We start from the raw sequence: 23,841 nt of genomic DNA on the forward strand, positions 1-23,841 counted from the left end.
CGCCGGGGAAAGACGTAATCGAGCTGGCGATATTGGTCTACGCGAGCAGCAGTAACGCATCCTCCAGTGACAGCACCGTTGTGCGTGAATCGAATGCGGTAGAAAACAGATGCTCGTGGACCACCTGGTCCGGGTCGTAACAGCAATCCTTCACCGTATATAGGCGGAAGTCCGCGTCGCTGGCGTACGCGACCGAGGAGAGCACGACTCCGGTCGACGCGATGCCGACCATGATCAGCGAATCGATACCTTGCTCCGAAAGCTTCGCCTCCAGATCGGTGCCGAAGAACACGCTCGCACGATGCGCGATGACGAGCGGTTCGTTGGCCTGCTGGCCCAACTCCGGCGCGATCCGGTCTGCGAGGAAGAGGCCAAGACTTTTGATTCCCTGCCCGTTCCTGTTCAACGGGCTGACTTCCGGATAGCCCGGACTGAACCTGAGGTTGGCGAAATAGACGCTGACGCCTTTGGCCCGGGCCGCGTCGCATAAGCTGCGCGTATTGGCGAGCAAGGCGGGCGCGACCGACGGAAAGAGTCCGAGAATGTCGGTCTGGTAGTGCATGACGACAAGCGCGGTTCGCGATGGTGCGATGGCCGGAATCCGTGCACTCGTGCGCGTGACGCCGAGCCCGTCGTTCGCGATGCCGTCAGAACCTGCGTTGGTTGTCATTACGCCACCTTTATCCGGGTTCCACGTCCTGTTGTCGGAGCGGCCGCTTCGATGCCGTGGAAATCATACTTCATCGCATCGCGCGGGCGGTCATCGATTCCGCCCGGACGCATACCCTACTTCAACGGCCCTGCCCGCTTGCTACACTATGTACAAAGGTCGCCGGCGCTCCCGCAAGGGTCATGAACCACCTGCGACGCAACTTCGCAAAAAAACAGAGGATGAGCATCCAAATGACGCTTTCGACGAGAAAATTTGGTCGTACCGGCTGGAATGTGTCGGAAATCGGTTTTGGGGCATGGGCGATCGGCGGCTCGTGGGGCAGTGTTGCGGAAGATGACGCCAAGGCCGCGCTGAATGCCGCGCTCGATAACGGTGTCACGTTCATCGACACGGCCGATGTCTACGGCGACGGTCGCTCCGAACGGATCATCCGCGACGTGCTGCGGCAACGAGGCGGCGAACGTCCGATTGTCGCCACCAAGCTCGGGCGCCGACTCGACCCGCATGTGACCAGCGGCTATCTGAACAAGCGGGAGCTCGAAGCTTTCATCGACCGGAGTCGCTCGAATCTCGGCGTCGACACGCTCGACCTGGTCCAGCTGCATTGCCCGCCGACGGAGGTTTACTACCGTCCCGAGGTGTTCGACGCAATGGACGACTTCGTCGCCGCGGGCAAGATCCGCTACTACGGCGTGTCGGTCGAAAAGGTGGAAGAGGCGCTGAAGGCGATCGAATATCCAAACGTGGTTTCGGTGCAGATCATCTACAACATGTTCCGTCAGCGTCCATCCGATCTGTTCTTCAGGCAAGCGCAAAAGAAAGACGTTGCGGTCATCGCGCGAGTGCCTCTGGCCAGCGGCATGCTCACGGGCAAGATGTCCGCGGATTCGACTTTTGCATCAGACGACCATCGTGCATTCAATCGGCATGGCGAGGCGTTCGACGTCGGCGAAACGTTCTCCGGCGTGCCCTACGACGTCGCGTTGCAAGCGGTCGACGAACTGCGCGGCCTCGTACCCGTGAACGCCTCCATGGCGCAGCTGGCTCTGCGCTGGATCCTGATGGAGGATGCCGTCTCCGTCATCATCCCGGGCAGTAAAAACGCGGCCCAGGCAGCGTCGAACGTCTCGGCCGCGAGCCTCGCGCCGCTGTCCGACGAGATAATGCAACGGGTCCGGGATGTGTATCAGCGCCATATCGCGCCGCACGTCCACCAGCGCTGGTAAAGGCAACGCGGTGGCGGCTTCGCGGTGGGCGCATTCGACATGCAGGGAGCACTCGGAATAAATTGTGTTTGCACCTGGACTCTGGAGAACCTCATGACAGACATCGCACTTGCACGCAAAGATGCTTGCCTCGCAGTAGTTCATGCGGTACTGACGGACTTGAGCGACGACAGCAATCTGGTCGGCGCGGCTCTACGTGTTGCGGACTACCTCGTAGATGATCTCGAAGGCAAGATCACCGAGACCGACGCCATACTGCTTGCTGTCACCGCACTAACCAAGGTCAATCGCGCGATTCGCGAGTGGAACGACGTGGACGGCAACTCGATGGACGCGATGAGAGTCGCGGATTTCGTCGTCGATGAACAAATGAACGGGTACGACAGCGCGCCACATCAACCGACTTCGTCGGCGGCAAGAATCGAGGCGCGAGCGGCCGCGGTGATCCGGCCGACGGGGTCCCCGGCGCGGCCTGTTCACCACTGAGTTTCGTATCTCACTCCGGGCGCGCCACCGCCGGCCGTTTCAGCGGCTGGATGGTGGCCATCGCAAGCCCCGCTCCGGCGAACGCACACGCGGCGCAGACGAGCGCGACGGCCCGCAGCGCGTCGGTCATCGCATCGGCTTGCGCGCGCGCCACGGATGTCTCGCGCGGCGTATGCGAGTCGCCCGCCGCCCCTCCCGCTTGCTCGACCGGCGCCAGCAATTGCCCGATCTGGCGCGTATCTTGCGGCACATGCAGTTCGTCGAGGCGCGCCGATAGCGCCGCGTGGTGCGACCACACGAATACGATGCCGAGCACCGCAATCGCCAGCAGGCCCGCCACACGCGCCACGGCGTTATTGATGCCGGACGCCACGCCTGTGCGCTCGCTCGGCACCGCGCCCATCACGGTCGTGGTAAGCGGCGCGACGGTGATCGTCATGCCGAGCCCGAGCACGACGAGCGCAGGGAAGAATTCAGCCCAATAGCTGCCGCGCACGAACGGCAGCGCCAGCAACGTGAACCCCACTCCGGCGACGCCCGGGCCAACGGTCAGCAGCGTGCGCGAACCGAAGCGGCTAGTCAGACCGCCAGTGAAGCGCGATAGCAAACCGATGATGAAAGGCACCGGCAACAGCGCCGCCCCCGCTTCGGTCGCAGTGTAGCCATGCGCGCGGATCAACGTGAACGGCAGGAAAAAGAACGTGCCGCCAAGGCCGAAGTAAAGCAGCAGTGTGACGAGGTTGGCGCCGGCGAAGTCGCGCGAGCGAAACAGGTCGAGCGGCATCATCGGGTTGGGGCTGCGCGCCTCAATGGTCACGAATGCGGCGAGCATCAGCACGCCGGCGCCAATCGCACAGAATACGAGCGGATGCGCGAAGCCACGCGCCGATGCTTCGGTCAGGCCGAACGTCAGCGCGGCGAGGCCCGTGGCCGCGCTCAGTGCGCCGGGCCAGTCGAGCTGTCCAGGCGCATCGGCCCCGTGGCTGTTGGGCACCGCCGATATGGCGAGCGCGATCGTCAGCGCCGCGAGCGGGACGTTCAGGAAGAAGATCGCGCGCCACGACCACGCGTCGACGAGCCAGCCGCCCGCCACCGGCCCCACGGCCGACGTGATCGCGCCGACGCCCGCCCAGGTGCCGATTGCCCGTCCGCGCTCTGCGTCGTCGAACACTGCGCCGATGATCGCGAGACTGCTGGGTACCAGCAGTGACGCGCCGATGCCTTGAACCGCGCGCGCGGCGACCAGCGCAAACGCATTCGGTGCCAACCCGCAAGCGGCCGACGCCAGCGTGAAAAGCGCGACGCCCGCGATGAACACCGTGCGCCGGCCGAGCTTGTCGCCCATCGATCCGCCGACCAGCACGAGGGAGCCGAGAAACAGCAGATACGCGTTGACGACCCACTGCATCGCCGCGACGCTCGCGCCGAGTTCGCTCTGAATGGCCGGCAGCGCGACGTTGACGACGGAGCCATCGATGAACGCCATGCTCGAACCACCGATCGTCGCGGCCAGCGCGAGGCGCTTGCGCTGGCACGGGCGGCCGCTCGTGATGGGCTGCGTGCGGATGACGAGCTCGTCGCACGGGCTCGCCTGCGCGGCGATGATGTGCGCCGTCCTCGGCTTGCTACCAGGATGATCAGGGTCGGCCACGTTCGCTCCCGTGCTGGTCGATGAAGACTTAGAGCCTGTTCGTGCCACCGAGGCTAGTCAACCCCGCAGCGCAACATCGCGGAGCGGGTTTTGCCCATTTGGGGTATCCCGCGCCGCCGGACGGGACGCCAAGGACTTCGCCGGCGAGCGGTTACAGGCGATAATCGGTTGGAAGCAATCGATCTAAAAAAGCGGAGAAGGAATGGACAAGCAAGGTTTCACCACTGGCATCGTTCACGGCGACAGAATTGCGGGCACCGAGCACGGTGCCTTGCGTCAGCCAGTTCATACGTCCGTGCAATATGGTTTCGAGCGCGTCGAGGACCTGATCGGCGTGTTCCAGGGCACGAAGAAAGGCGGCTTCAATTACGCACGGCAGGGCACGCCCACCACCGCCGCGCTCGAGCGCAAGATCACCAGCCTCGAAGAAGGCGTCGGCACCATCTGCTTCAGCACAGGCATGGCCGGCATCACCGCGACGTTCCTCACGCTGCTGCGCGCGGGCGATCATCTCGTGTCGAGCCGTTACGTGTTCGGCAACACAAACAGTCTGTTCGGCACGTTGCGGGCGCTCGGCATCGAAGTCACGACCGTCGACGCGTGCAACGTCGACGACGTGAAGAACGCAATCCGGCCGAATACGCGCATGGTGTTCGTCGAAACCATCGCGAATCCGGGCACGCAGATTCCCGACCTGCAAGGTATCGGTGACGTGTGCCGTGAGCGCGGCATCGTGTACTTCGTCGATAACACGATTACCTCGCCCGCATTGTTCAAGCCAAAGGCGGTCGGCGCGAGCCTCGTCATCAACTCGCTGACGAAGACTATCGCGGGTCATGGCGCGGCCCTCGGCGGCGCGGTGACGGATACCGGTCTGTTCGACTGGAGCGCGTATCCGAACATCGCCGACGACTATCGGCGTTCGGCGGCGAAGGATCAGGGGCTGCTGCAGATCCGCAAGAAAGGCCTGCGAGACATGGGCGCGGCATTGTCGTCCGAGCAGGCGCACTCGATCGCGATGGGCGCGGAAACGCTCGCCTTGCGCGTGAAGCAAAGCAGCGACAATGCGCTCGCGCTCGCGCAGTTTCTCGAAGGGCACGAAGCGATCGGCAACGTGTTCTATCCTGGCCTGAAGAGCCATCCGCAATACGAGATCGCACAGACGCTGTTCAAGGGCGCGTCGTGGCTGTTGTCGTTCGAATTACTCAACGTGGATCGCATGGTCGAAGTCGTCAACGCGCTCAAGCTGCCGGTCAAGGCGACCGGTCTCGGCGACACGCGCACGCTGATCATTCCCGTCGCGCCGACGATCTTTTTCGAAGCCGGGCCGGAAACGCGCAAGGCGATGGGCATTTCCGACGGCATGCTGCGGCTGTCCGCGGGCATCGAGGATATCGACGACCTGATTGCGGATTTCGCACAGGCGCTCAGGTTCGCGGCGTAGTTTTTCGGGCCTTCGAAATTCTGAGCGAGGCTGGTGCGCCGGCCTCGCTTGTTTAGTTCCTGGCAGTGCAATCGGACGCCGGGGTATCAGTTGAAGGTCTGGGCTACTTCCTGCGCCGCTGATACATGAGCTTCACGATATCGGTCGTCGGCCCGCTGGTCATGAGGCGACGGATCTCGTCCATGTGAACCCAGCGACACCTGGCTATTTCGTTACTCGGGCGAGCTTTGGCCCGATTCGGGATGTCGCAGGAAAACACGTGATGGTGCTTCTGCTTGCCACGGAAGTCGAAGAGATGCTTGGCCGACTTGCCGGATAGTTGAGTTTCTTCCTTGAGTTCCCGAAGTGCGGCGTCCGTGCGATGTTCTCCACGCTTGAGGATCCCGCCCGGTAAAGCCCACTTTGCTTGACTACGTGCGACCAGAAGGATTCGCTTACCTCTGCGACAGATCACGGTGGCGCGTTTTTTCAAACCGAACTCCCACTTATGCCCCAGATACTCTCAAGACGCGCACCACACGGCGGCGTATCGGGCGTTGCCAGACATAGTTGATTGAGCATCCTAATACAGAACAGCAGAAGCCGGTAATGTTTCGAAGCGAGGACAGCGGACGCGCGGCAGCTTAAAGCATGTCATCACCGCGTCACAATCTCGGCGCTAGAGGGTCGCTATGGTAAGGTCTCGGCAAATGGATTTTCTATTCGACTCGAGGCTGCAATGAATATGGATGGTGACTGGTCCTTGCCACGGCCAAACACTCTCTTCAAAGTCAACCGCCGGACGGCAGGTTCATCACTTTCAAAAACGAGTTCCATCGCCAGTACCTTCTCGTCGCTGGCGGCGCCAGTGGTGGCCGAAGCCGTGCAAAGGGCAAGAGAGCTATCCACGCAGAGCGATGCAGAAGGGTTTCATCAGCTTCGCGTGGCTTTCAGAAAGCTTCGGGCTTTGTACTGGGCGTACTCTCCATACCTCGGAGAGGAATCGACCGCGCAAGCCACCGAAGAATTCAAGCGTCTTGCGGCCGTGGCAGGCCGAACCCGTGACTGGGACATAGCAGGCGATCTGCTGAGAGCCGCCGAGGAGTCCGGCGCCTCGATCGAACTGCTCGTAGCCGCGGCGCGCGAGAAGCGCGCGCAGGCGGTGGTGCATAGCCGGACGATGATCAAAAGCGACGATGTCGAGGCGTTTCTGAACGATGTCCTGCTTCGCGCGCAAACCACACTGCTGTCGCGTTGCGACGATCTACCCATTCAGGCGTTCGCCGAGAAGCGTGTCCGTCTAGCACAGCGTGCACTTCAAAAGCGAAGCAGACGCGCTGCACGCAGCGAGGACACCCACGAGGAGGTTCTTCACGACGTTCGAAAGGCAGGCAAAAAACTGAGGTACCTGCTGGAGTTTTTTCAACCCGTTATCAAAGGCGGACACGGTCGCACCATCAAGGAATTGACATCCGTGCAGAACAAGCTGGGGCAGTTCAACGACATTGCCGCAAGCGAGGCGCTGATTCGCAGCGCATCATTCAATGAGGTTCCGCCCGAGGTCGTGCGGGAATCGCTGCAATGGTTGGGAAAGCAGAAGTCCCAACGGATGCGGGAGGCATCGCGGCGGGTCCGAGGCATCTCTAACTGAGGCGGGCGCGATCTGACTGAGTGGATGCCGAAGTATCACCGGGTTGTCGCGCGGTTGGTAAACGGCTGCGCTCGGCCGCGAGGAGCCGCTCACCGGAAGCATCGCCGGGACAGTCAAACGTCAGTGGCAATCTGGAAAGCGGAGATCCAATCGGGACACGACGATATGCTCAGGCGCTTTTCTCGGGTGGCGAGCCGTTGGTAACTCGCATGACAGGACCGCAATCGACGCCTTCCAGGTTAATTCTTGACAAATCAATCTGCCTACCTACCCTTAGCAGAACTTGGCAACAACTCAATCGCGTGCGCACAACCAGTAAGGCAACGACTGTTCGGGGAGATGCTTTCCAAAGTCAACGTCGATGGGTCGGTCTCCCGAAGTCAAGCTCGCTTGACTTGGCAAACTTCCACCGGCAGGTAACGGAGGGTCGTCGTGGCGGCAAGAGCGATTCATCGCGCATCGTTAAGCACGTTGGCCGGCGGCGCGCGCGGTCGATTGACGATTCCGCTGACGACGCGGCACCAGCGACTCAACTCTTTCTGCATCCTCCATGCCATATGGCTCATGGGCCTGTCACCCGTGCCGGCATTGGCGCAGCAGACGGTGACTGAACGGCCCAATCTCTCCGGGAGCGAAACGATCGACACCCCCGCCAACAACGTCCTGTTTGTTGGCACCGATAACACGAGCACCAGCTTCTCGGGCACGATCAACAATGCTGGCGTTGCGAGCGATCCAACGTCGCAACAAGGCCAGTTTGTCAAAACGGGCGGCGGAACACTGACGATCGACGGCGCAAGGATCCGGGGGGGCTCCGCATTCGTGATTGGCGGTGGACTGGCGGCGACGAGCAGCGACGCCGCCATCGACTATCTTTCGCTGGGCCTGGGCAATGCCCCAACTCTTCCCGGATCGACGTCGTCTGGCACGTTGAACGTGAGCGGCGGCACGCTCACGTTCAACTCCGCGCTCCAGGTCGGCGACTTCGGCGGCACGGGCACGGTTACGCAGACCGCGGGCAACGTCGTCTTCGGTATGCCGGGCACGCCGGTGTCGCTGAACATCGGCAACCAGGGCGGTACGGGCACCTACAACCTGGCGGGCGGAACGGTCACATTCGGCAACAGCACCACCGACTTCATGACGCTCGGCCGCAATACGCAAGGCAACCCGAGCAGCGGCACGCTCAATCTGAGCGGCGGCACCTTCAACGTGGCTAACGGGACGCTGTTCATCGGCTCGAACGTCACGTCCACGGGTAGCCAGGGCACCGGTACGATCAACCAGACCGGCGGTACCCTTGCAATCGGCAGCGCGTCGAGACTGTTCCTCGCGGCGGCCGGCAACGGCACGTATAACCTGTCGGGCGGCACACTGCAGATCGGCGGAAGTTCGCTGTTCGGCGACTTCAACAATCTGGGTGGCACCTATGCATTCAATCTCGGTGGAGGAACGATACAGGTGGTGGGTTCGGCGCTGAGCGCAGGCGTCAACGCAACGCTGGTCGGAGGCACCACGTCGACCATCGACACCAACGGCATGGGCGCGACATGGTCCGGCGTGCTCTCCGGAAGCGGGGCACTGGCCAAGGCCGGCAACGGCGTGCTCACGCTGACCAATGCGAATACCTATACCGGCATGACGACCATCTCTGCCGGCACGCTGGCGCTGACGGGAAGCGGCAGCATCAATTTGACCAGCGGGATGTTAAACAACGGCACCTTCGATATTTCGGGCGTCACAACCACTCCGATTCCGGGGGTCGCGACGGGCGTCGTGCCGCTGCCGAACCTGTCGGGCAGCGGCACCGTGATCGACGGCACGAACATACTGGTGGTTGGCACCGATAACACGAGCACCAGCTTCTCCGGCACGATCATCAATGCCGGCACGGCGAGCGACGCGCTGCAAGGCATCTTCGTCAAGACTGGCGCAGGGACGTTCACGATCAACGGTGCGCGGATTCAGGGCGGCTCGGCTTTTGTGGTGGGCGGTGGACTAGCGGTCTCCAGCGGCAGCACCGCGATCGACTATCTTTCGCTGGGCCTCGGCAATACCCTCGCGACGCAGGTCCCCGGATCGACGTCGTCTGGCACGTTGAACGTGAGCGGCGGCACGCTCACGTTCAACTCCGCGCTCCAGGTCGGCGACTTCGGCGGCACGGGCACGGTTACGCAGACCGCGGGCAACGTCGTCTTCGGTATGCCGGGCACGCCGGTGTCGCTGAACATCGGCAACCAGGGCGGTACGGGCACCTACAACCTGGCGGGCGGAACGGTCACATTCGGCAACAGCACCACCGACTTCATGACGCTCGGCCGCAATACGCAAGGCAACCCGAGCAGCGGCACGCTCAATCTGAGCGGCGGCACCTTCAACGTGGCTAACGGGACGCTGTTCATCGGCTCGAACGTCACGTCCACGGGTAGCCAGGGCACCGGTACGATCAACCAGACCGGCGGTACCCTTGCAATCGGCAGCGCGTCGAGACTGTTCCTCGCGGCGGCCGGCAACGGCACGTATAACCTGTCGGGCGGCACACTGCAGATCGGCGGAAGTTCGCTGTTCGGCGACTTCAACAATCTGGGTGGCACCTATGCATTCAATCTCGGTGGAGGAACGATACAGGTGGTGGGTTCGGCGCTGAGCGCAGGCGTCAACGCAACGCTGGTCGGAGGCACCACGTCGACCATCGACACCAACGGCATGGGCGCGACATGGTCCGGCGTGCTCTCCGGAAGCGGGGCACTGGCCAAGGCCGGCAACGGCGTGCTCACGTTATCCGGCCAGAACACCTTTACTGGTCCGACCAACGTTCGCAATGGCGTGCTCAATCTGACCGGCTCGTTGCAGTCGCCGGTCAATGTGGAGGCGAACGGAACCCTGGGCGGTACAGGAACGGACTTGAACACCGTCACCAATGCCGGAACGGTTGAGCCGGGCTTCGGGCTCCCGGCAGGGCAATTCGGTGCGATGACTGTCAAAAATTTCGTGGGTGCCGGCGGCACGCTCGCGCTGCGCACCTTCCTCGGTCTGGATGGCTCGCCGTCGGACAGACTCATCATCAACGGCGGCAACGCCGACCCTTCAGCCGTACGTATCACGAACGCGGGCGGCTCCGGTGGGTTGACGACGGGCAACGGCATTCTCGTCGTCGAGACAACCAACGGTGGCACCACGGCGTCGGACGCCTTTGCGCTCGTCGGCGAGGCGCGCGGTGGCGCCGAAGACTATCGTTTGTTTCGCGGCGGCCTCAACAGCAGCAATCCCGAGGACTGGTTTCTGCGCTCGTCGTTCGTCGTGCCGCCCCCACCGGAGGGAGGCGAAGAGGAACCGGGAACTGGACCTGGCACCGAGCCCCCACCGGATCCGCTGCCGCCAGGCGTCTACCCGATCATCGGGCCGGAACTGGCCACCTATGGCGTAGTTCAACCGGTCGCCCGGCAGATGGGTGTCGAAATGCTCGGGACGCTCCATGAGCGCATCGGCGACACGCTCACGACGGAGAGCGGCGGTGCGGGCGGCTCGGGCTGGGCAAGCTCCGCCTGGGGACGCGTGTTCGGCGGCCAGATCGACAACCGCTACGAGGCTTACGCCGATCCGCGCGTGAGCGGCGGAGTCGGAGGCGTGCAGACCGGTCTCGACCTATGGCGTGGAAGCGTCTGGCCCGGTCATCGCGACGCTGCAGGCGTCTACTTTGCATACGGCTACGGCAGTGCAGATGTCGATGGCCTGGTCACCAACGCAGCGGCAACCGGATACACGCTGGAGCACACCGGCTCAATGCATCTGAATGCATATACAGGCGGAGGCTACTGGACGCACTACGGCCCCAGTGGCTGGTATGTCGATGCGGTTGTGCAGGGTACGCACTACGACGGCGCCGCGACCACTCAGTTTGCGAATCTGCCGGTCCGGGGTACGGGCTTTGCGACATCACTAGAGGGGGGCTATCCGATCCCGCTGCCGCTCGGCCCGGGTTTCGAGCTGGAGCCGCAGGCGCAGATCATCTGGCAGCACGTGTCGTTTTCCGACGCGAACGATGGTCTGGGTGAAGTCTCCCTCGGCTCCACTTCGGGCGCGAGTGGCCGCCTCGGCGTGCGCGGGAAGTGGACCATCGAAGGCAGCCAGGGAGCGGTGTGGCAGCCGTATGTGCGTGCCAACCTGTGGCGGGATTTCAATGCCCAGGCCACCACGACCTTCGCCAATGACCGGGTGCCGCTGAATGTGCAGGCCACGCGACTGGAGCTCGCCGGCGGTGTCACCGCCAGGCTCAAGGAGCGGCTGAACCTTTACGGACAGTTCGGCTACCAGTTCGCCGTGAGTGGAGACAGCAATGTCCGCCGTAGTGGCGTCGAGGGCGATCTCGGCGTGCGCTACCAATGGTAGGGCCTCCAGACGTGCAAGGTGTCCTGCATCCCGACCTTTCAGGTCGTGGATGCACAAATGGAGGCAGGCAAAGGAGACTGATAACTGCCTTGCCAGTCCTGATATCAAGAGTCGACTTCGGTCGAGAAGTCGTCAGCGATCGCCCCGGCGACTGGCCGAAGTGCATCAAAAACAGCCTCAGGATGCGGAAGCCGTCGACCGGCAGCAGCGGATCGAGCCTGTATGAAAACGCGTTGATCGCCTGAACTGGATCAACTCATTCAGCATGGGTGACCGGATGAAGCTTTAGTGCAGCGTGTAGAGAGTCTGCGGCCCCTCGGCATAGAGGGTCATGGCGACCTTCAGGATCTCATTGCGATTCCGGTCGAAGGAGGCCAGCACCTCGGCTTCGTCAGTACCTAGGGCGGAGTCGAAATGCTTCAGTACGCGGTCTTCCACAAAGAAGGTAATCTCGCGTGCTTTGTCGTATCCCCAGAACCACACGCCATGCCTGATCCCATCATAGCTGCGGCTGGGGTTGGAAAAACTGAGTGCCATGTGTCGTCCTTCGTTCTACGCCTCAGATGGACCGGGTTGCACGCTCACTACCTGCGCGGCGCGCTCCCGCTAGTGCGGATCGCCTTTCATGCTTTCGGCTTCCATCGCGGCATGCAATTCCTCATACGCCTCGATTGGTTCCATGTCCTGATCGACGAACGCGGCTGCGCGCTCAGCGGCGCTCGACGCGTCGCCCGGGATATCGCTCTCGCTGTCGTCGTCGGTACTTGGCGGCAGCAGCATGTCCTCAAGCATCCCGCGCAGCTCGGGAGTATTCCATGGCTTGCCCAGCTTGGCCTTCCTGTTCAGGTAGTGACGAATTTCCGAGTCTTGCTCGGCCGTGAGCGGAAGCCCACGAAAAGTGGGGTCCGAGTGGTGATGGATCATGATGCGCCTCCCGAAGCGGTTTGCGCCTTCAATGTGGAGATATCAATTTACTGCTGTGAACGTTACAAGTTGCATGTGATCGCTGTGCCGCGTGTCCGCGGCCAACCGATTTACGTCTTCTTCTTGGCGACACCTTCGTTCGCAACCCGCGAACGAACCGTGCTGAACGGCTTCGCCGGCACTGACGGCTTCGCGGGTTGCTTGGGCTTTTTCGCTTCGCGAGTGCTGCGTAATTGACTCTTGGCCATGGTGTTGCTCCTGATGCGTTGCGTGACAAGGTGGTATTCCCAGCATACGCGCTTAGTTTGGTCGCGGCGTCAAAATGAACTGATGTGGAGTGTCGCTACGCGGAAAACTGACAGGGTTGGCCCATTTTAGCGAAGTGCCACCGACACCGCCTCGTCAATCTGCAGCGCAAAGCGCGCTTCAACATCGGGCACCGTGTAGCCAATTGACAGTTCCAGATACGCGTCGCCTAGCACCAACTGAACGAATGTCGCTGCCCGCAATACAGCAGTCGATTCGTCAAATCGCTTTCGCAGAATTTTTGCCGCGAAGGCACGCACGACCTTTGCGCCATTTTCGTAAAACACCTGGCCGAGTTCCGGAAGACGCTCGGCCTCAGCGACGATGGCCCGGTAAAGCCGCAGGTAATCCGGCACGATAAGGCTTCGTGCCAGCAACCACCCCAACTCGTGCAACTCGACTTCGGGTGATCCATCGGATTGCTCGTCCTGAGCCCCGGCAAGAAGTCCCCCCACCTGAGCGCACATCGAGCTCACCAGACCAACGAAGAGTGCCTCCTTCGACTTGAAGTGGCGGTAGACCGTCTGTTTGCCGACGCCAGCGGCCGCGGCGACATCGTCCATTGTTGCCAGGCCGAAACCTTGGCTTAAAAAAACGGTTCTCGCGCCTTCTAGGATGGCGGACCGCTTACGGCGTTGCAGCGGGCTCAGGTCGGGGAGAGAGGGTGTGTTCATCCCAGATAAATAACAGATCGCCGAGTAGTTGACAAGACTGGTCAGTCTCGTTTAGATTTGTCAAAACGAGACCGGTAAGTCTCGTTCGTGTGACTTATCAACTTCGCAGGGAATCATCGAGGAGAACGCTATGGAACTGTTCATGACAGGTGGTACTGGCTACATCGGGCAAGCGGTCGCGCGCAAGGCAATCAGCCGCGGCCATCAGGTGACGGCGCTGGTGCGCCAGGACAGGTCGGCTGCTGCCAGCGCGCTGGCAGATCTCGGCGTGACACTGCATTCCGGCGACCTGCGTGAGCCACAGTCTTTCGCTGCGACTGCCGGTGCCGCTGAGGGCGTGGTGCACATGGCGTCGACCAATGATGCTTCCGCCGGTGCCGTTGATGAGGCTGCGGCTGTAGCGATGCTTTCGCATTTGCAGCCGGGCGCGGCGTTTGTCTATACGTCGGGCACCTGGGTCTACGGCAATACGGAGGGGGAGCCCGCGACTGAAGCTTCGGCGCTGAACCCGACACCACTCATCGCCTGGCGGCCCGCAGTGGAGCAACATGTGCGGGCGCTAGCGGCGAGCCGCTCGATTGCCGCAGTGATTCTCAGGCCGGCGATGGTGCACGGCTACGGCGGTGGCGTCTTCGGCATGCTTGCCGGGATGGTCCGTCAGACCGGCAGTGTGAGGGTCGTCGGCGATGGTCGCGGTCACTGGCCTGCCGTTCACGTCGACGATCTCGCCACGGCTTACCTGAGCGCGGTGGAGCAGGCGGCAAGCGGGGACGGTCGGGTCACGGGACAGATCTTCAACGTGGTCGCGGAAGATGCCGTTGCCGTTGCCGAAATGGGTGAAGCGATTCGGGCCTCGGTCGGCGCCGATCGCGTCGAACTCTGGTCGCTCGACGATGCTCGCAAATCGCTTGGACTGTTCGCTGACGCACTGGCGCTCGACCAGACAGTAAGCGGCCAGCATGCCCGCCGAGTTCTTGCGTGGGAGCCCCATGGCCCCGGCCTGATTGCGGACCTCTCTGCACAAAAACACTTTCAGCAAATCAACGGAGCATGACGATGGTGTGGAACAGTGCGTCTTTAGAATCGATCCTCGCGACGATCGTAGCGGTTCTGTTCGCGGTTGCTGGGGTGGTCAATCTCGCAAGACCCGGCGCGGTGAAGCGCGACTTCGCACGCTGGGGTTATCCGGCATGGTTTCAGTGGCTCTGTGGCGCTCTCGAGTTGTTGAGTGCGGCACTTCTTGCTGGACGACAAACCAGAGTCTTAGGCCTAACGCTGGCCGGTGCGATCATGATCGGCGCGCTCTTCACGTTGCTACGAAATCGGGAACCGTTCCGGCATCTCGCCCCGGCGCTGATCTTCTCGGCTCTCATTGTGGTTACTGTGGCGGTCCGCGGTTGAGGCTTCCTTGCCACCAGGCGAGTGAGCCCGGGACGCTAACAGGCCGTGCGGGCAATCCGTGCTGCAGGTACTTGAAATACGCACACGGATAGCTGCATTGGAGCAACTCCAGTTTGATCACGTGCGTCATGCGTCCGTTTTTTTGTAGCGATGGCTGGGCGCTCCGGGTCGCCTGCCGCAGATCGCCGCCTTACGTGCCACGGGAAACGGTCCCTCATGCATGGGGCAGCGCGCGGCCACTACCGGCCATTCGTGGCGCATATCCCCGGCGTGGAAGATGGGATCGGAGACTCGCCCGACGTGCCAGAGCTGGGAGACGATCAGACCGCCGGCTGCGTGAACCGCAGAGGTCACCTCCTTCCAGCCCGCGACCTGCTTTTCCGTCCAGATGCCCGCGCGCGACGAGCGGTCGCTCCGGCGCCTTCAGTGCGGCGCCGGAGCGTCGAGATAGACGCCTGCCGACAACCCGGCCTTCACCTGCCGCGTGAACTCGTCGGTGGACACTTCCTCCGCCCCTGCCTCGATCGCGTCGTATGCCTGACGCACGACGTCGGCCGGCGTCGCCTTCGGCACTTCCAGCCCGCGCGTCAGATCCGTATCGATAAAACCGGCATGCAGCCCGACCACCTGCGTGTGCTGCTCGCGCAGCGAGTGACGCAGGCCGTTGGTCACCGCCCACGCGGCCGACTTCGACACGCCATAAGCCGCGAGGATCGGCCGGTTTATCCAGCTCGCAACAGACAGTACGTTCAGGATCGCGCCGCCGCCGTTGCCGGCAAGGTTGCCCGCGAACGCCTGCGACATCGACAGCATCCCGAACACGTTGGTGTCGAAGTGATCGCGTAACGCGTCGAGCGCGCCGTCGTCCGTCAGACTGCCGAGCCGCGCGATGCCCGCGTTGTTGATCAGAAGCGTGACGTCGCCCGCCGCGTCGGCGGCAGCGGCCACGGCCGCCGGATCGGTCACGTCAAGCTTCACGGGCACGACGCCCGGCAGCGTTACGCTGGCCGGATCGCGCGCGCCCGCATAGACCTTGCGCGCTCCTCTTTCGAGCGCCTGCTTCGCGAACTCGAGGCCAAGCCCGCGGTTCGCACCCGTCACGAAAACAACAGCACCTTCGATCTTCATATCTCATCCTTTCGCATGATGAATCGCATGTGCGCCGGTTCGCAGCGCGCATGAAATCCGGAGAAAACAAACTTGCCCTTGCGTACCGAACCGTTGCGCCGCCGAACGGCGCCAACATCCGCCGCCCGCCGGCATCAAAGAACCGCGATCAACCTGGACTGCCATCCGTGCCACGCCGGCGTTGCTTCGCGTTGTGCGCGAAAGTCGGCTACACTCATCTCAATGTCGATCACCATCGTCTTATGGCGAATTGTGTCGACGTAATTCGGGCATGTCAATGGTGATCGACATTGTGTTTTTCAATCGACGCGATCGCTTGTATAAGGGAGAAATCGATGGGGGTGTCACGACAGCAGGCCGCCGAGAACCGCAGCGCGATTGTCGCGGCCGCCGAGCGGCTTTTCCGGGTACGCGGAGTCGATGCCGTGGGGCTGACGGAGTTGATGAAGGAAGCCGGTTTTAGCCAGGGCGGCTTCTACAACCACTTCAAGTCGAAGGATGCGCTGGTCACCGCGGTCATGGAAAAGGCGATGCAAGACTACGCGGATTCGCCAAACGGCGGCAGCCTGGGGAAGCAGGCGGCACGCTACCTGTGCGCCTCGCACCGCGACAACGTCGCAGCAGGGTGCCCGCTGTCCGGCTTCGCTGGCGACGCTCCACGGATGACCGACGCGGCGCGTGCGTCCTACGCGCGCGGCCTCGCCGCGTATCTCGACCGGCTTGCAGCCATGATCGCCACGGAAGGCGCGACGACGGAACAAACCCGTCGCGATGCGATTGCAGCGTTCAGTCAGATGGTCGGGGCGCTCGTGCTGTCGCGTGCGATCGCAGGCGCCGATCCGGCCTTCGCCGACGAAATCCTCGACGCGGGGCGGCGCACGCTCGTCGACGCGCTCGACGACCCGATCACGCCGGACAGCGGGCGCAGCAGCAGGTCGGATGGCTGATACGCCGCCTGCGGCCCCGGAGGCCCTGCGTGGGAATGCGTAGGTCGGCGGGGGCAGCACGATTTGCGCGCAGTCTGTCCACAGGCGCAGCGCAGGCCATTCCGCCATCGTGCTGTCCGGACTTGACGAGGAGTTGCTATGACATTTAGCGCATCCGCCCCGGATGGTCGACAAGACATCGCATCGCCGAACCTTCCAGCTTGAATGGCACATGAACCGGATTCTGGACGGCGTCCACTCTTCGTCAGCCTATGACACGACGACTGTAAATTCGACCCCTGATTCAAAGTCCAGCGTCGTGGTCGAAAAGCGCGGATCGTCGTCGAGGTAGTGCTTGTATGGCCGAACGGCGTCCTCGGCGGTGTACATGTTGTCGGCGAGAACGATGGATCCCGGGCGTAGCAGGCGCTCAATCTGCTTGAACAGATTCAGATAGGTGTTGGCCCAGACGTCGATAAACACCATGTCGAAAGTGCCGTCCAGTTCGGAAACGGTCTGGAAGACATCGCCCTCCCGCAGGTCAACATAAGCGTCTACGCCCGCCGTTCTGACGTGGGTCCGAAGTTGTGCGCACTTAACAGCATCGAGTTCAGTCGCGACAACCGTCCCACTGCCTAACGTGCGAAGGGCCTCGGCGAAATACAGCGTGGACACGCCGCAGGAACTGCCGAGTTCGAGGATTCGAGCCGGCTTGTGCGAAAGCACCATGTTGCGTAAGAACCGTCCCGTTTCCGCTGACACGGCTAACGATAGAGGAGCACCTTGCGAGGATTCGAAATCTTCGCTCGATAGCCCGAGCGTTTCGAGAAACCGTCCACGGAGTCGAGGTACGAGCGTTTCGTATTCCTCCGCGAGAGTCAGAAACTCCTCGCTCGACCCCTGAAATTGCGCCTGTGCGCGGGCTATCACTTCTGTCTGGCTCTGTTCGTGAAGCTGTCGCAGAAGATCCGTGGTTGATGAAGCCATGTGCGCTCCTTGAGGAGATCGATAATACTGACCACTGCGCCAGGCGGCCTGCGCTGCTCTTAAAACGCGTAACGCTATGCCGTTCTGGCGAGCTTGATCGCGCGTTCAGGGCACGCCGTCACGCAAAGACCGCACGCGCGGCAGGCGTGCGCGTTCGGTGTGTAGGCGACTTTCATTCCATGCACGCGTAGCTTGAGGCGGTGCATCAAATCGAGGCTGAGATAATCGACCTCGTCGATGCGCCGGATCTCAAACACATTCTCAGGGCAGACCTCCAGGCAATCGCCCTTGCCTTCGCAACGTTTCAGGTCGACGACTGGCGCAATCACGCCCGGCTTCTGTTTGCAGTCGCCCGTTGATTTCTCGCGCATGGTCAATCTCCCGCGCGCCGGCCGCGGCCCGATCGCCATGCCGTCTGGAAATGCTCCCGTTCTTCGGGCGTCATCGCTTCCCATTTGCGCCAGTGACGCCGTTCGCGCCAGCCGCCGTGTCCGCGGAATCCGCCAAACAGGATGCGGCTCAAAACCAGCAAGCCCAACGCATGCGCGAAGTCGATCGCACGGGCGCCAACGAATAGCGCCGGAATCACCCAATTCCATAGCGTCATGACCACCCATCCGAGCACGCCTATGGCGACCACCACCAGCAGCGCTTTGCCCACACATCTGATTCGAAACTTCATCCCTCGACTCCTCTATATATCCAGTTCGTCATAAATGGCCTGCAGTCGGGCGCGCAGATGCAAGACCGCGTAGCGTTTGCGCGCGAGCAGCGTATTGAGCGCGACGCCGCTTTCCGCCGCCATGTCTTTGAAGGGCCGCCCCTCCAGCTCGTGCGCGATAAATACTTCACGTTGATTCGGCGGCAACTCATCGAGCGCATCCTGCAAGGCCTTGAGCAATACAGCGCGAGCGTAAAGCGCTTCGGGGCCTGCATCGTGCGCCGGCAGGGCGAGGTCGAGGCGATACTCACCGCTGGCGTCGTCTTCGGCCTCAGACAGATCGGTCAGCGGTTGCTCCTTCTTCTTGCGAAAACGATCGATGATGCGATTGCGCGCGGCACGGAAAAGCCACGCGCTCGCCTGTTCGATCGGAGCGGGAAGTCGGTAAGCCTGCACGAATTCGTGGAACACATCCTGCAGGATGTCTTCGGCGTCGTCCGGGTCGCGTATTCGACGCCGGATAAAATTGACGAGCCTCGTGCGCTCACGCACCACGGTCGCGGTGATGTCGCTGTCTCGGTCGGTCATCGGGTGCGAGGTGGGTGGCGGTTCCATGCGCCTGAAGACGTTTCAGGAGCGCGAATATTGTGGTGAGCGCGAAAAATCTTTCCTTGAACAACTGCCGCTTCGCTTGAGGCAGTGCGTGACAGGGTTGTGACCATGGATTGACCGGAAGACGTGGGTGCGTTTCCGTAGCGATGCCGCGCAATCCAACCAACGTCCATAAGACCGACACCCGATCCAGGCATAACCGCGTTCGTTTCAGAGAGAGCCGCCGCAACGACAACCGCGCATGTAAGTAGAATCGTCAACATTCGGCCCGGCATTTGATGGCCGTTCCCGATTGGCGAGACACAGCGATGAAGGTAACGATTGCGTACATCGAAGAACCCCCGTTCGGTTGGACGGAAGCAGATGGTACCCCCACGGGCGCTGACATCGATCTGGCCGACGCGGTTCTTCGGGCGGTCGGCGTAGCCCGGATCGAGCATCATCTGACGTCGTTTAGTGAACTCCTGCCCGGCGTTGAAGCAGGCAGGTGGGATATGAACGTTCCGCTGTTCGTCACACGCGAACGCACCAATATGGTCGCGTTCAGCGTCCCGGTATGGGGGATCGCAGACGGTTTTCTGGTTCGGACTGGAAACCCGAAAGCGCTCGACAGCTACGTGTCGCTTGCCAAACGCGCTGATGCGCGCCTTGGCATCATAGCCGGACAGGTGCAGCACGACTCAGCGAAAGCGTCTGGCGTAAGCGAGGACCAAATAGTCGTCTTCGAGCATCAGGCCGACGCTGTCGAAGCGGTTCTCTCTGGCGCCGTCGATGCGTATGCGAGCACGGCCTTGGGGAATCGGATCATTGCGAACCGGATCGGAGGCTCAATGCTCGAGGCTATCGAGCACGAACCGGGAACGAAGGGCAAGCAGCAGAAGCCTCCGCTCGGGGCATTCTCGTTCAATAGAAGTAACAGCGATCTGATCCAGGCGGTAAACAAAGCCCTTCGTTCATATCTGGGCTCGCCAGATCATCGTGCTCGCATGGCGGAATTCGGCCTGACAAACAACGAGATCGATCCCGCTCTCGCGGGTCGAGTATAAGACGGGCGTCGGCCAGGTCTTGCACCGAACCGCAAAATGCTACGATTGCCCGCTGCAGAATGTGCAATCCGTGCGAGGGGCATTTGCAGTTCAGCAGATATTGCGGGCATGCCGGCGTCAGAATCAGATGTGAGTCAGGGCAGCCAGGACCTGACATCGCTGGTGCTCAACCACGCGTGGATGTGATGATCATCACACGCACTGCTCATGCACACATCGTCTCGCATAAGCAATACCGCCGCTCTCGCAATTGAGAGCGGCGCTTCTCAATTGCGCGCTTAGCGCTACATTCCAATGCTCATCCCGCCGCCCGCGCTTGTGCCGGTGTTCGTACCCGTGTTCGTACCCGTGTTCGTACCTGAGCTCGACGTCGTATTCAGATCGATTCTTCCGTAGACGCCATCGGCTTCGTCATTCGGCCCCGCCGCGAAGAAGAGCGTGCTGGAAGGCTGATTGCTGAGATCGTTGCCGAACGCGATGCCCCACACGCCCTGCTCGACGATCGGACTGCCGTTCGGTCCACTGATCTGTCCGATCGACTGACCGCTCGACGCGTTGAACGCATTGATCATGCCATCGCCGAAATTGCCGATCAGTATTGCGCCGCTCATCGAGCCGAAGTTCGCGGGCGCTTGCGCAATGCCCCACGGCGCGTTCAACGGACCGCCTGTCGCGAAGCGTTGCTTCAGGTTGCCCGCGGTGTCGTACACATCGACCATGCCGAGCCCCGCGCCCGGGACATCGTCGTGTTTAGCTGCGTCTTGCATCGCGTAGGTGACGAACAGATTCGAGCCGATCGCCTGAATGCCGAACGGCGCGAAGCCGGCTGGAATCGCCGGGTCCGTGAAGGCGCCGGGCATCGCGACCTTCGTGAACGAGGTATCGAAGACGTCGATCTTGTTGTTATGGAAGTCCGTCGCGTAAAGGAAGTTGCCGTTGTTCATCGCGGCGAGCGCAAGACCCTTGTAGACGGCGCCGCCCGTACCGTCGTCGTACATGACGAACGCATTGGTCGGCCCTACGGCGGGCGCCCACGCGGTGATGGTGCCGCCTTCGCCCGTGAAGATGAACGCAGCGACTCCAGACTTGCCGTTTTCCGTGACGCGGAAGCTTTGTGTTCCATTGAAAACGATGCCCGTGGGCGATGCGGAGCCGTTCTTGCCGTCGGGTATCGTGACGACCAGCGATTGCGGCACGCCATTGCCGTCATAGAGCGTCGCGACGTTGGTGCCGTTGTCCGCGACCCAGACGAAACCTTTGGGATTGAAGGCCACGCCCCAAGGGTTTTTCAGATTAGCGTCGGTGTGTGCTGCGGGCACCGCGCCATCGGATACGAGGGCCGTCGCTGCGAATGACGACTGGACGGGTGGGCTCGCGCTGCTCGAACTCGAGCCACCGCCGCCACCGCCGCCGCATGACATCAGAGTCGCGACGGCCGCGCCGCATGCAACGACGCCGAATAGAGCGAGTAGAGACTTCATGACCGCACTCCTTGTTCTGCCCAAAGGACTTAACGGTCAATGAACGAGAACGGCGCGGGGTTTATTCCGGCGGAGAGCGGCTTATTTCGCGGCAGATCTCGTGCGATCCAACGGCTGGAGTCGCCCCACGACCGCCACTTCGTGCGCCGCCGATCGCTTCGCTACCTACAAAAGCACGCGGCACGCTGTTTGCGACATTGCTGTAGCGCAGGCGGCAACTGTCTGCGTCTATCTTCCAGTCCAATTAAGGAGGTGCGGATCATGAGCAAGGCAACCATCACACTAGTCGCGGCCGTCGCCGCACTCTCGCTGTCGGGCGGCGCTTATGCGCAGGCGGCCGGAGGCCAGAGTGGCAGCGGTTCGACCGGTACAGCCGGCAGCACGGCTAGTCCGTCGAACCAGATGAACGGCGCAACGACGGGCGGCTACGGCATGCCGGGCACCACCAACTCGGACAGCGGCATGGGCGCCAAGGCACCGAACTCGGGCCTGCCGAGCAGCAATAGCAGCTCGACGTCTGACACCACCGCCGCTCCCAAGAGCAACAACACGCTGGCGACCCCGAGCGTGGTGTCGCCAGCCGCTACCGGCCATTGACAGCTGGTAGAAATGACCGTCAGCCGTGAATCAGCGCAAGCACAAAGGGCTGCAATCGCAGCGACATAGGTGCAATTGCCACCGGCGCGCAGTTTCCCGGATAGTAGACGAGCGGCAATATAGGTAACGTGATCAGGTTGACGCGCCACTCGGTCAACGGGTTGCATGTGACGCGTAGTGGCTGGAGAGAGGCGCCTGGCATGAGCATGCGGCCCACCGCCTCCCTATTGAAGCCTCATGGAGAGGCTCAAAGCCACGTGCCGCCTTGTCGCGCGCTCGGCTCTTGCGCAAGCGCGTCGAAATCGTGAATCCAGTCGAGATGATGCAGCATGCTGTCGCGCGCCCCTAGCCGCGCGTTGCGTTCCTGCGCGGCGGGGCCGTCCGGCAGATGCAGTACGTCCGCCGTGCTGATCGACGCGTACTGCACCTTGCGCGTGCGGCCCCGGCGCAGACGCTCGTAGGCTTCCTGCGCTTCCCGCCACTTACCCGGGCCCGCCTTGGCGAGTTGCGCGGCCAGCACCACGGCATCCTCGATCGACTGGTTGGCGCCCTGGCCGTGATGCGGCACGAGCGCATGCGCGGCATCGCCGATCAGCGTCACGCGGCCCTTGCTCCAGCGGCCGAGCGGCGGACGGTGAAACAGGCCCCAGCGCTGACTGATCGGCACGGCCGTGATCATCTGCACGACGGCCGGATGCCAGTCCTTGAACAGGCGCAGCTGCTCGCCTTCGGTCGACGGCATGACCCAGTCGCGCGACGGCCACGGCGACGGATGACGCTCGACCAGCAGGAAGTTCTGATCGCCCTTGTCGCCGATCGGATAATGCAGCAGATGGCCGCCGGGCCCGACCCAGAACTGGATCGTCTCCGGATCGGGCAACAGGTCCATGCGCTCGGCCGGCACGATGCCACGAAAGCCCGAGCAACCGGAATACAGCACGTCGTCATAGCCGAGCATCCAGCGTCGCGTGATCGAGCGTGCGCCGTCGGCGCCGATCACGAGATCGGCATCGATGCGCCGACCGTTGTCGAACGCGAGACTCACGCGATCGGGATGCTGCACGAGATCGACCAGGCGATGGCTGAGCTCGATGTGCTCGAGACCAACTGCCTTCGACAGCACCGCCTGCAGATCGGCGCGATGAACGCCCCAGTACGAGCCACCGAACTGCTCGCGATAGCTGGGCATGCCGCGATGATGTCCAATGACGCTGCCGCTGCGGCCATCACGATAAATGAGCCCGGGTACTTCGGCGCACACGTTTTCGAACGCGGAGCGTAGCCCCATGCGCTCGTAAAAGCGCGTCGCGTTGGCCGACAGTGCGACGGCCGCGCCCACTTCGCGCAACTCATCGGTCTGCTCGTAGAGTTGCGCATCGATGCCATGTTCGCGTAGTGCGAGCGCCAGCGTAAGGCCGCCGATGCCGGCGCCGACGATCGCGATGCTCAGATCCATCCGGTTCATGATTGTGTCTCCGATATGCGGGTTTATCGATTCGGGCCACTCTGGAACGCGCGCCCGGCGCGTCGCATGCGGATACCGTGTTGGTATTTTCAGCACTAGACGATCATTGCTCAATAAGATGAAATGAATCTACT

Annotated in this window: 24 protein-coding genes and 1 pseudogene; 11 read left to right on the forward strand and 14 right to left on the reverse strand. The window is 62.2% G+C overall.

The window, feature by feature from the left end; genetic code table 11:
* Nucleotides 1-37 precede the first annotated feature (37 nt).
* Nucleotides 38-670: an isochorismatase family cysteine hydrolase gene (locus F6X39_RS07055; RefSeq protein ID WP_187616088.1), complete on the reverse strand. Its 633-nt coding sequence runs from the start codon at nt 668-670 to the stop codon at nt 38-40.
* 233 nt (nt 671-903) lie between these two features.
* On the opposite strand from F6X39_RS07055, the gene F6X39_RS07060 reads away from it, so the two are divergent.
* Both F6X39_RS07060 and F6X39_RS07065 read left to right on the forward strand, forming a co-directional pair.
* On the forward strand, nt 904-1,899 hold the full coding sequence (locus F6X39_RS07060) for an aldo/keto reductase (protein WP_187616198.1): 996 nt from the start codon (nt 904-906) through the stop codon (nt 1,897-1,899).
* A 93-nt stretch (nt 1,900-1,992) separates the two neighbouring features.
* The gene (locus tag F6X39_RS07065; RefSeq protein ID WP_187616089.1) at nt 1,993-2,385 is read left to right on the forward strand and encodes a hypothetical protein; all 393 of its coding nucleotides are present in this window, start codon (nt 1,993-1,995) and stop codon (nt 2,383-2,385) included.
* 10 nt (nt 2,386-2,395) lie between these two features.
* Here the strand turns inward: F6X39_RS07065 and F6X39_RS07070 are convergent, their stop codons facing one another.
* Nucleotides 2,396-4,036 carry an MFS transporter gene (locus tag F6X39_RS07070; RefSeq protein ID WP_187616090.1) on the reverse strand — a complete coding sequence of 547 codons (1,641 nt, stop codon included), beginning with the start codon at nt 4,034-4,036 and terminating at the stop codon, nt 2,396-2,398.
* Nucleotides 4,037-4,238: 202 nt separating this feature from the next.
* On the opposite strand from F6X39_RS07070, the gene F6X39_RS07075 reads away from it, so the two are divergent.
* Nucleotides 4,239-5,480, forward strand: coding sequence for a cystathionine gamma-synthase family protein (locus F6X39_RS07075; RefSeq protein ID WP_187616091.1), 1,242 nt, complete (start codon nt 4,239-4,241; stop codon nt 5,478-5,480).
* A gap of 103 nt (nt 5,481-5,583) precedes the next feature.
* Here F6X39_RS07075 and F6X39_RS07080 read toward each other — a convergent pair whose 3' ends face one another.
* The gene (locus tag F6X39_RS07080; RefSeq protein WP_184030126.1) at nt 5,584-5,952 is read right to left on the reverse strand and encodes an NUDIX hydrolase; all 369 of its coding nucleotides are present in this window, start codon (nt 5,950-5,952) and stop codon (nt 5,584-5,586) included.
* A gap of 246 nt (nt 5,953-6,198) precedes the next feature.
* Between F6X39_RS07080 and F6X39_RS07085 the strand changes: the two genes are divergently transcribed.
* Both F6X39_RS07085 and F6X39_RS07090 read left to right on the forward strand, forming a co-directional pair.
* Nucleotides 6,199-7,110: a CHAD domain-containing protein gene (locus tag F6X39_RS07085; RefSeq protein WP_187616092.1), complete on the forward strand. Its 912-nt coding sequence runs from the start codon at nt 6,199-6,201 to the stop codon at nt 7,108-7,110.
* Between the two features lie 564 nt (nt 7,111-7,674).
* Entirely contained in the window at nt 7,675-11,499 is a 3,825-nt protein-coding gene (locus F6X39_RS07090; RefSeq protein ID WP_187616093.1) for an autotransporter outer membrane beta-barrel domain-containing protein, read from the forward strand.
* Nucleotides 11,500-11,784: 285 nt separating this feature from the next.
* Here F6X39_RS07090 and F6X39_RS07095 read toward each other — a convergent pair whose 3' ends face one another.
* Nucleotides 11,785-12,036: a DUF1488 domain-containing protein gene (locus tag F6X39_RS07095; RefSeq protein ID WP_018425166.1), complete on the reverse strand. Its 252-nt coding sequence runs from the start codon at nt 12,034-12,036 to the stop codon at nt 11,785-11,787.
* Between the two features lie 69 nt (nt 12,037-12,105).
* The gene (locus F6X39_RS07100) at nt 12,106-12,423 is read right to left on the reverse strand and encodes a hypothetical protein (protein WP_184070281.1); all 318 of its coding nucleotides are present in this window, start codon (nt 12,421-12,423) and stop codon (nt 12,106-12,108) included.
* Here F6X39_RS07100 and F6X39_RS07105 point away from each other — a divergent pair.
* Nucleotides 12,415-12,660, forward strand: a complete 246-nt coding sequence (locus F6X39_RS07105) for a hypothetical protein (protein ID WP_187616094.1) — start codon at nt 12,415-12,417, stop codon at nt 12,658-12,660. The two genes, F6X39_RS07100 and F6X39_RS07105, sit on opposite strands and share 9 nt — an antisense overlap.
* Nucleotides 12,661-12,797: 137 nt before the next feature.
* Here the strand turns inward: F6X39_RS07105 and F6X39_RS07110 are convergent, their stop codons facing one another.
* A complete protein-coding gene (locus tag F6X39_RS07110; RefSeq protein ID WP_187616095.1) occupies nt 12,798-13,403 on the reverse strand; it encodes a TetR/AcrR family transcriptional regulator in 606 nt (201 codons plus the stop codon).
* Between the two features lie 130 nt (nt 13,404-13,533).
* On the opposite strand from F6X39_RS07110, the gene F6X39_RS07115 reads away from it, so the two are divergent.
* Nucleotides 13,534-14,457: an NAD-dependent epimerase/dehydratase family protein gene (locus F6X39_RS07115; protein WP_187616096.1), complete on the forward strand. Its 924-nt coding sequence runs from the start codon at nt 13,534-13,536 to the stop codon at nt 14,455-14,457.
* A gap of 2 nt (nt 14,458-14,459) precedes the next feature.
* The gene (locus F6X39_RS07120; protein WP_187616097.1) at nt 14,460-14,804 is read left to right on the forward strand and encodes a DoxX family protein; all 345 of its coding nucleotides are present in this window, start codon (nt 14,460-14,462) and stop codon (nt 14,802-14,804) included.
* Between the two features lie 258 nt (nt 14,805-15,062).
* On the opposite strand, the pseudogene F6X39_RS07125 reads toward F6X39_RS07120, so the two are convergent.
* Both F6X39_RS07125 and F6X39_RS07130 read right to left on the reverse strand, forming a co-directional pair.
* Nucleotides 15,063-15,197: pseudogene (locus tag F6X39_RS07125) on the reverse strand (alkene reductase); the annotation flags it as partial.
* 30 nt (nt 15,198-15,227) lie between these two features.
* Entirely contained in the window at nt 15,228-15,932 is a 705-nt protein-coding gene (locus F6X39_RS07130) for an SDR family oxidoreductase (RefSeq protein ID WP_184004977.1), read from the reverse strand.
* A 335-nt stretch (nt 15,933-16,267) separates the two neighbouring features.
* Here F6X39_RS07130 and F6X39_RS07135 point away from each other — a divergent pair, with 335 nt between their 5' ends.
* Nucleotides 16,268-16,879, forward strand: a complete 612-nt coding sequence (locus F6X39_RS07135) for a TetR/AcrR family transcriptional regulator (protein ID WP_187616199.1) — start codon at nt 16,268-16,270, stop codon at nt 16,877-16,879.
* A gap of 249 nt (nt 16,880-17,128) precedes the next feature.
* On the opposite strand, the gene F6X39_RS07140 is transcribed toward F6X39_RS07135, so the two are convergent.
* From F6X39_RS07140 to F6X39_RS07155, 4 genes are all read right to left on the reverse strand, one after another.
* Nucleotides 17,129-17,845 (reverse strand): O-methyltransferase, encoded by a 717-nt coding sequence (locus F6X39_RS07140; RefSeq protein WP_187616098.1) that lies wholly within the window; start codon nt 17,843-17,845, stop codon nt 17,129-17,131.
* 74 nt (nt 17,846-17,919) lie between these two features.
* Nucleotides 17,920-18,216: a 4Fe-4S binding protein gene (locus F6X39_RS07145; RefSeq protein WP_187616099.1), complete on the reverse strand. Its 297-nt coding sequence runs from the start codon at nt 18,214-18,216 to the stop codon at nt 17,920-17,922.
* Between the two features lie 2 nt (nt 18,217-18,218).
* Nucleotides 18,219-18,527, reverse strand: a complete 309-nt coding sequence (locus tag F6X39_RS07150; protein ID WP_187616100.1) for a hypothetical protein — start codon at nt 18,525-18,527, stop codon at nt 18,219-18,221.
* Between the two features lie 12 nt (nt 18,528-18,539).
* A complete protein-coding gene (locus tag F6X39_RS07155; protein ID WP_187616101.1) occupies nt 18,540-19,121 on the reverse strand; it encodes an RNA polymerase sigma factor in 582 nt (193 codons plus the stop codon).
* A gap of 305 nt (nt 19,122-19,426) precedes the next feature.
* Here F6X39_RS07155 and F6X39_RS07160 point away from each other — a divergent pair, with 305 nt between their 5' ends.
* A complete protein-coding gene (locus F6X39_RS07160; protein WP_187616102.1) occupies nt 19,427-20,164 on the forward strand; it encodes a transporter substrate-binding domain-containing protein in 738 nt (245 codons plus the stop codon).
* A 284-nt stretch (nt 20,165-20,448) separates the two neighbouring features.
* On the opposite strand, the gene F6X39_RS07165 is transcribed toward F6X39_RS07160, so the two are convergent.
* Nucleotides 20,449-21,645 carry a TIGR03118 family protein gene (locus F6X39_RS07165; protein ID WP_187616103.1) on the reverse strand — a complete coding sequence of 399 codons (1,197 nt, stop codon included), beginning with the start codon at nt 21,643-21,645 and terminating at the stop codon, nt 20,449-20,451.
* A 261-nt stretch (nt 21,646-21,906) separates the two neighbouring features.
* Here F6X39_RS07165 and F6X39_RS07170 point away from each other — a divergent pair, with 261 nt between their 5' ends.
* The gene (locus tag F6X39_RS07170; protein WP_187616104.1) at nt 21,907-22,242 is read left to right on the forward strand and encodes a hypothetical protein; all 336 of its coding nucleotides are present in this window, start codon (nt 21,907-21,909) and stop codon (nt 22,240-22,242) included.
* A 247-nt stretch (nt 22,243-22,489) separates the two neighbouring features.
* Here the strand turns inward: F6X39_RS07170 and F6X39_RS07175 are convergent, their stop codons facing one another.
* The gene (locus F6X39_RS07175; protein ID WP_187616105.1) at nt 22,490-23,707 is read right to left on the reverse strand and encodes an FAD-dependent monooxygenase; all 1,218 of its coding nucleotides are present in this window, start codon (nt 23,705-23,707) and stop codon (nt 22,490-22,492) included.
* Nucleotides 23,708-23,841 lie beyond the last annotated feature (134 nt).

Origin of the sequence: Paraburkholderia sp. UCT2 (genome assembly GCF_014397665.1) — a bacterium.
GTDB lineage: Bacteria > Pseudomonadota > Gammaproteobacteria > Burkholderiales > Burkholderiaceae > Paraburkholderia > Paraburkholderia tuberum.

Coding starts and splice junctions, on each gene's coding strand:
- F6X39_RS07055 (WP_187616088.1), bottom strand. CDS start 670: ATGACAACCAACGCAGGTTCTGACGGCATCGCGAACGACGGGCTCGGC.
- F6X39_RS07060 (WP_187616198.1), top strand. CDS start 904: ATGACGCTTTCGACGAGAAAATTTGGTCGTACCGGCTGGAATGTGTCG.
- F6X39_RS07065 (WP_187616089.1), top strand. CDS start 1,993: ATGACAGACATCGCACTTGCACGCAAAGATGCTTGCCTCGCAGTAGTT.
- F6X39_RS07075 (WP_187616091.1), top strand. CDS start 4,239: ATGGACAAGCAAGGTTTCACCACTGGCATCGTTCACGGCGACAGAATT.
- F6X39_RS07085 (WP_187616092.1), top strand. CDS start 6,199: ATGAATATGGATGGTGACTGGTCCTTGCCACGGCCAAACACTCTCTTC.
- F6X39_RS07090 (WP_187616093.1), top strand. CDS start 7,675: ATGGGCCTGTCACCCGTGCCGGCATTGGCGCAGCAGACGGTGACTGAA.
- F6X39_RS07095 (WP_018425166.1), bottom strand. CDS start 12,036: ATGGCACTCAGTTTTTCCAACCCCAGCCGCAGCTATGATGGGATCAGG.
- F6X39_RS07105 (WP_187616094.1), top strand. CDS start 12,415: ATGGATCATGATGCGCCTCCCGAAGCGGTTTGCGCCTTCAATGTGGAG.
- F6X39_RS07100 (WP_184070281.1), bottom strand. CDS start 12,423: ATGATCCATCACCACTCGGACCCCACTTTTCGTGGGCTTCCGCTCACG.
- F6X39_RS07110 (WP_187616095.1), bottom strand. CDS start 13,403: ATGAACACACCCTCTCTCCCCGACCTGAGCCCGCTGCAACGCCGTAAG.
- F6X39_RS07115 (WP_187616096.1), top strand. CDS start 13,534: ATGGAACTGTTCATGACAGGTGGTACTGGCTACATCGGGCAAGCGGTC.
- F6X39_RS07120 (WP_187616097.1), top strand. CDS start 14,460: ATGGTGTGGAACAGTGCGTCTTTAGAATCGATCCTCGCGACGATCGTA.
- F6X39_RS07130 (WP_184004977.1), bottom strand. CDS start 15,932: ATGAAGATCGAAGGTGCTGTTGTTTTCGTGACGGGTGCGAACCGCGGG.
- F6X39_RS07135 (WP_187616199.1), top strand. CDS start 16,268: ATGGGGGTGTCACGACAGCAGGCCGCCGAGAACCGCAGCGCGATTGTC.
- F6X39_RS07140 (WP_187616098.1), bottom strand. CDS start 17,845: ATGGCTTCATCAACCACGGATCTTCTGCGACAGCTTCACGAACAGAGC.
- F6X39_RS07145 (WP_187616099.1), bottom strand. CDS start 18,216: ATGCGCGAGAAATCAACGGGCGACTGCAAACAGAAGCCGGGCGTGATT.
- F6X39_RS07150 (WP_187616100.1), bottom strand. CDS start 18,527: ATGAAGTTTCGAATCAGATGTGTGGGCAAAGCGCTGCTGGTGGTGGTC.
- F6X39_RS07155 (WP_187616101.1), bottom strand. CDS start 19,121: ATGGAACCGCCACCCACCTCGCACCCGATGACCGACCGAGACAGCGAC.
- F6X39_RS07160 (WP_187616102.1), top strand. CDS start 19,427: ATGAAGGTAACGATTGCGTACATCGAAGAACCCCCGTTCGGTTGGACG.
- F6X39_RS07165 (WP_187616103.1), bottom strand. CDS start 21,645: ATGAAGTCTCTACTCGCTCTATTCGGCGTCGTTGCATGCGGCGCGGCC.
- F6X39_RS07170 (WP_187616104.1), top strand. CDS start 21,907: ATGAGCAAGGCAACCATCACACTAGTCGCGGCCGTCGCCGCACTCTCG.
- F6X39_RS07175 (WP_187616105.1), bottom strand. CDS start 23,707: ATGAACCGGATGGATCTGAGCATCGCGATCGTCGGCGCCGGCATCGGC.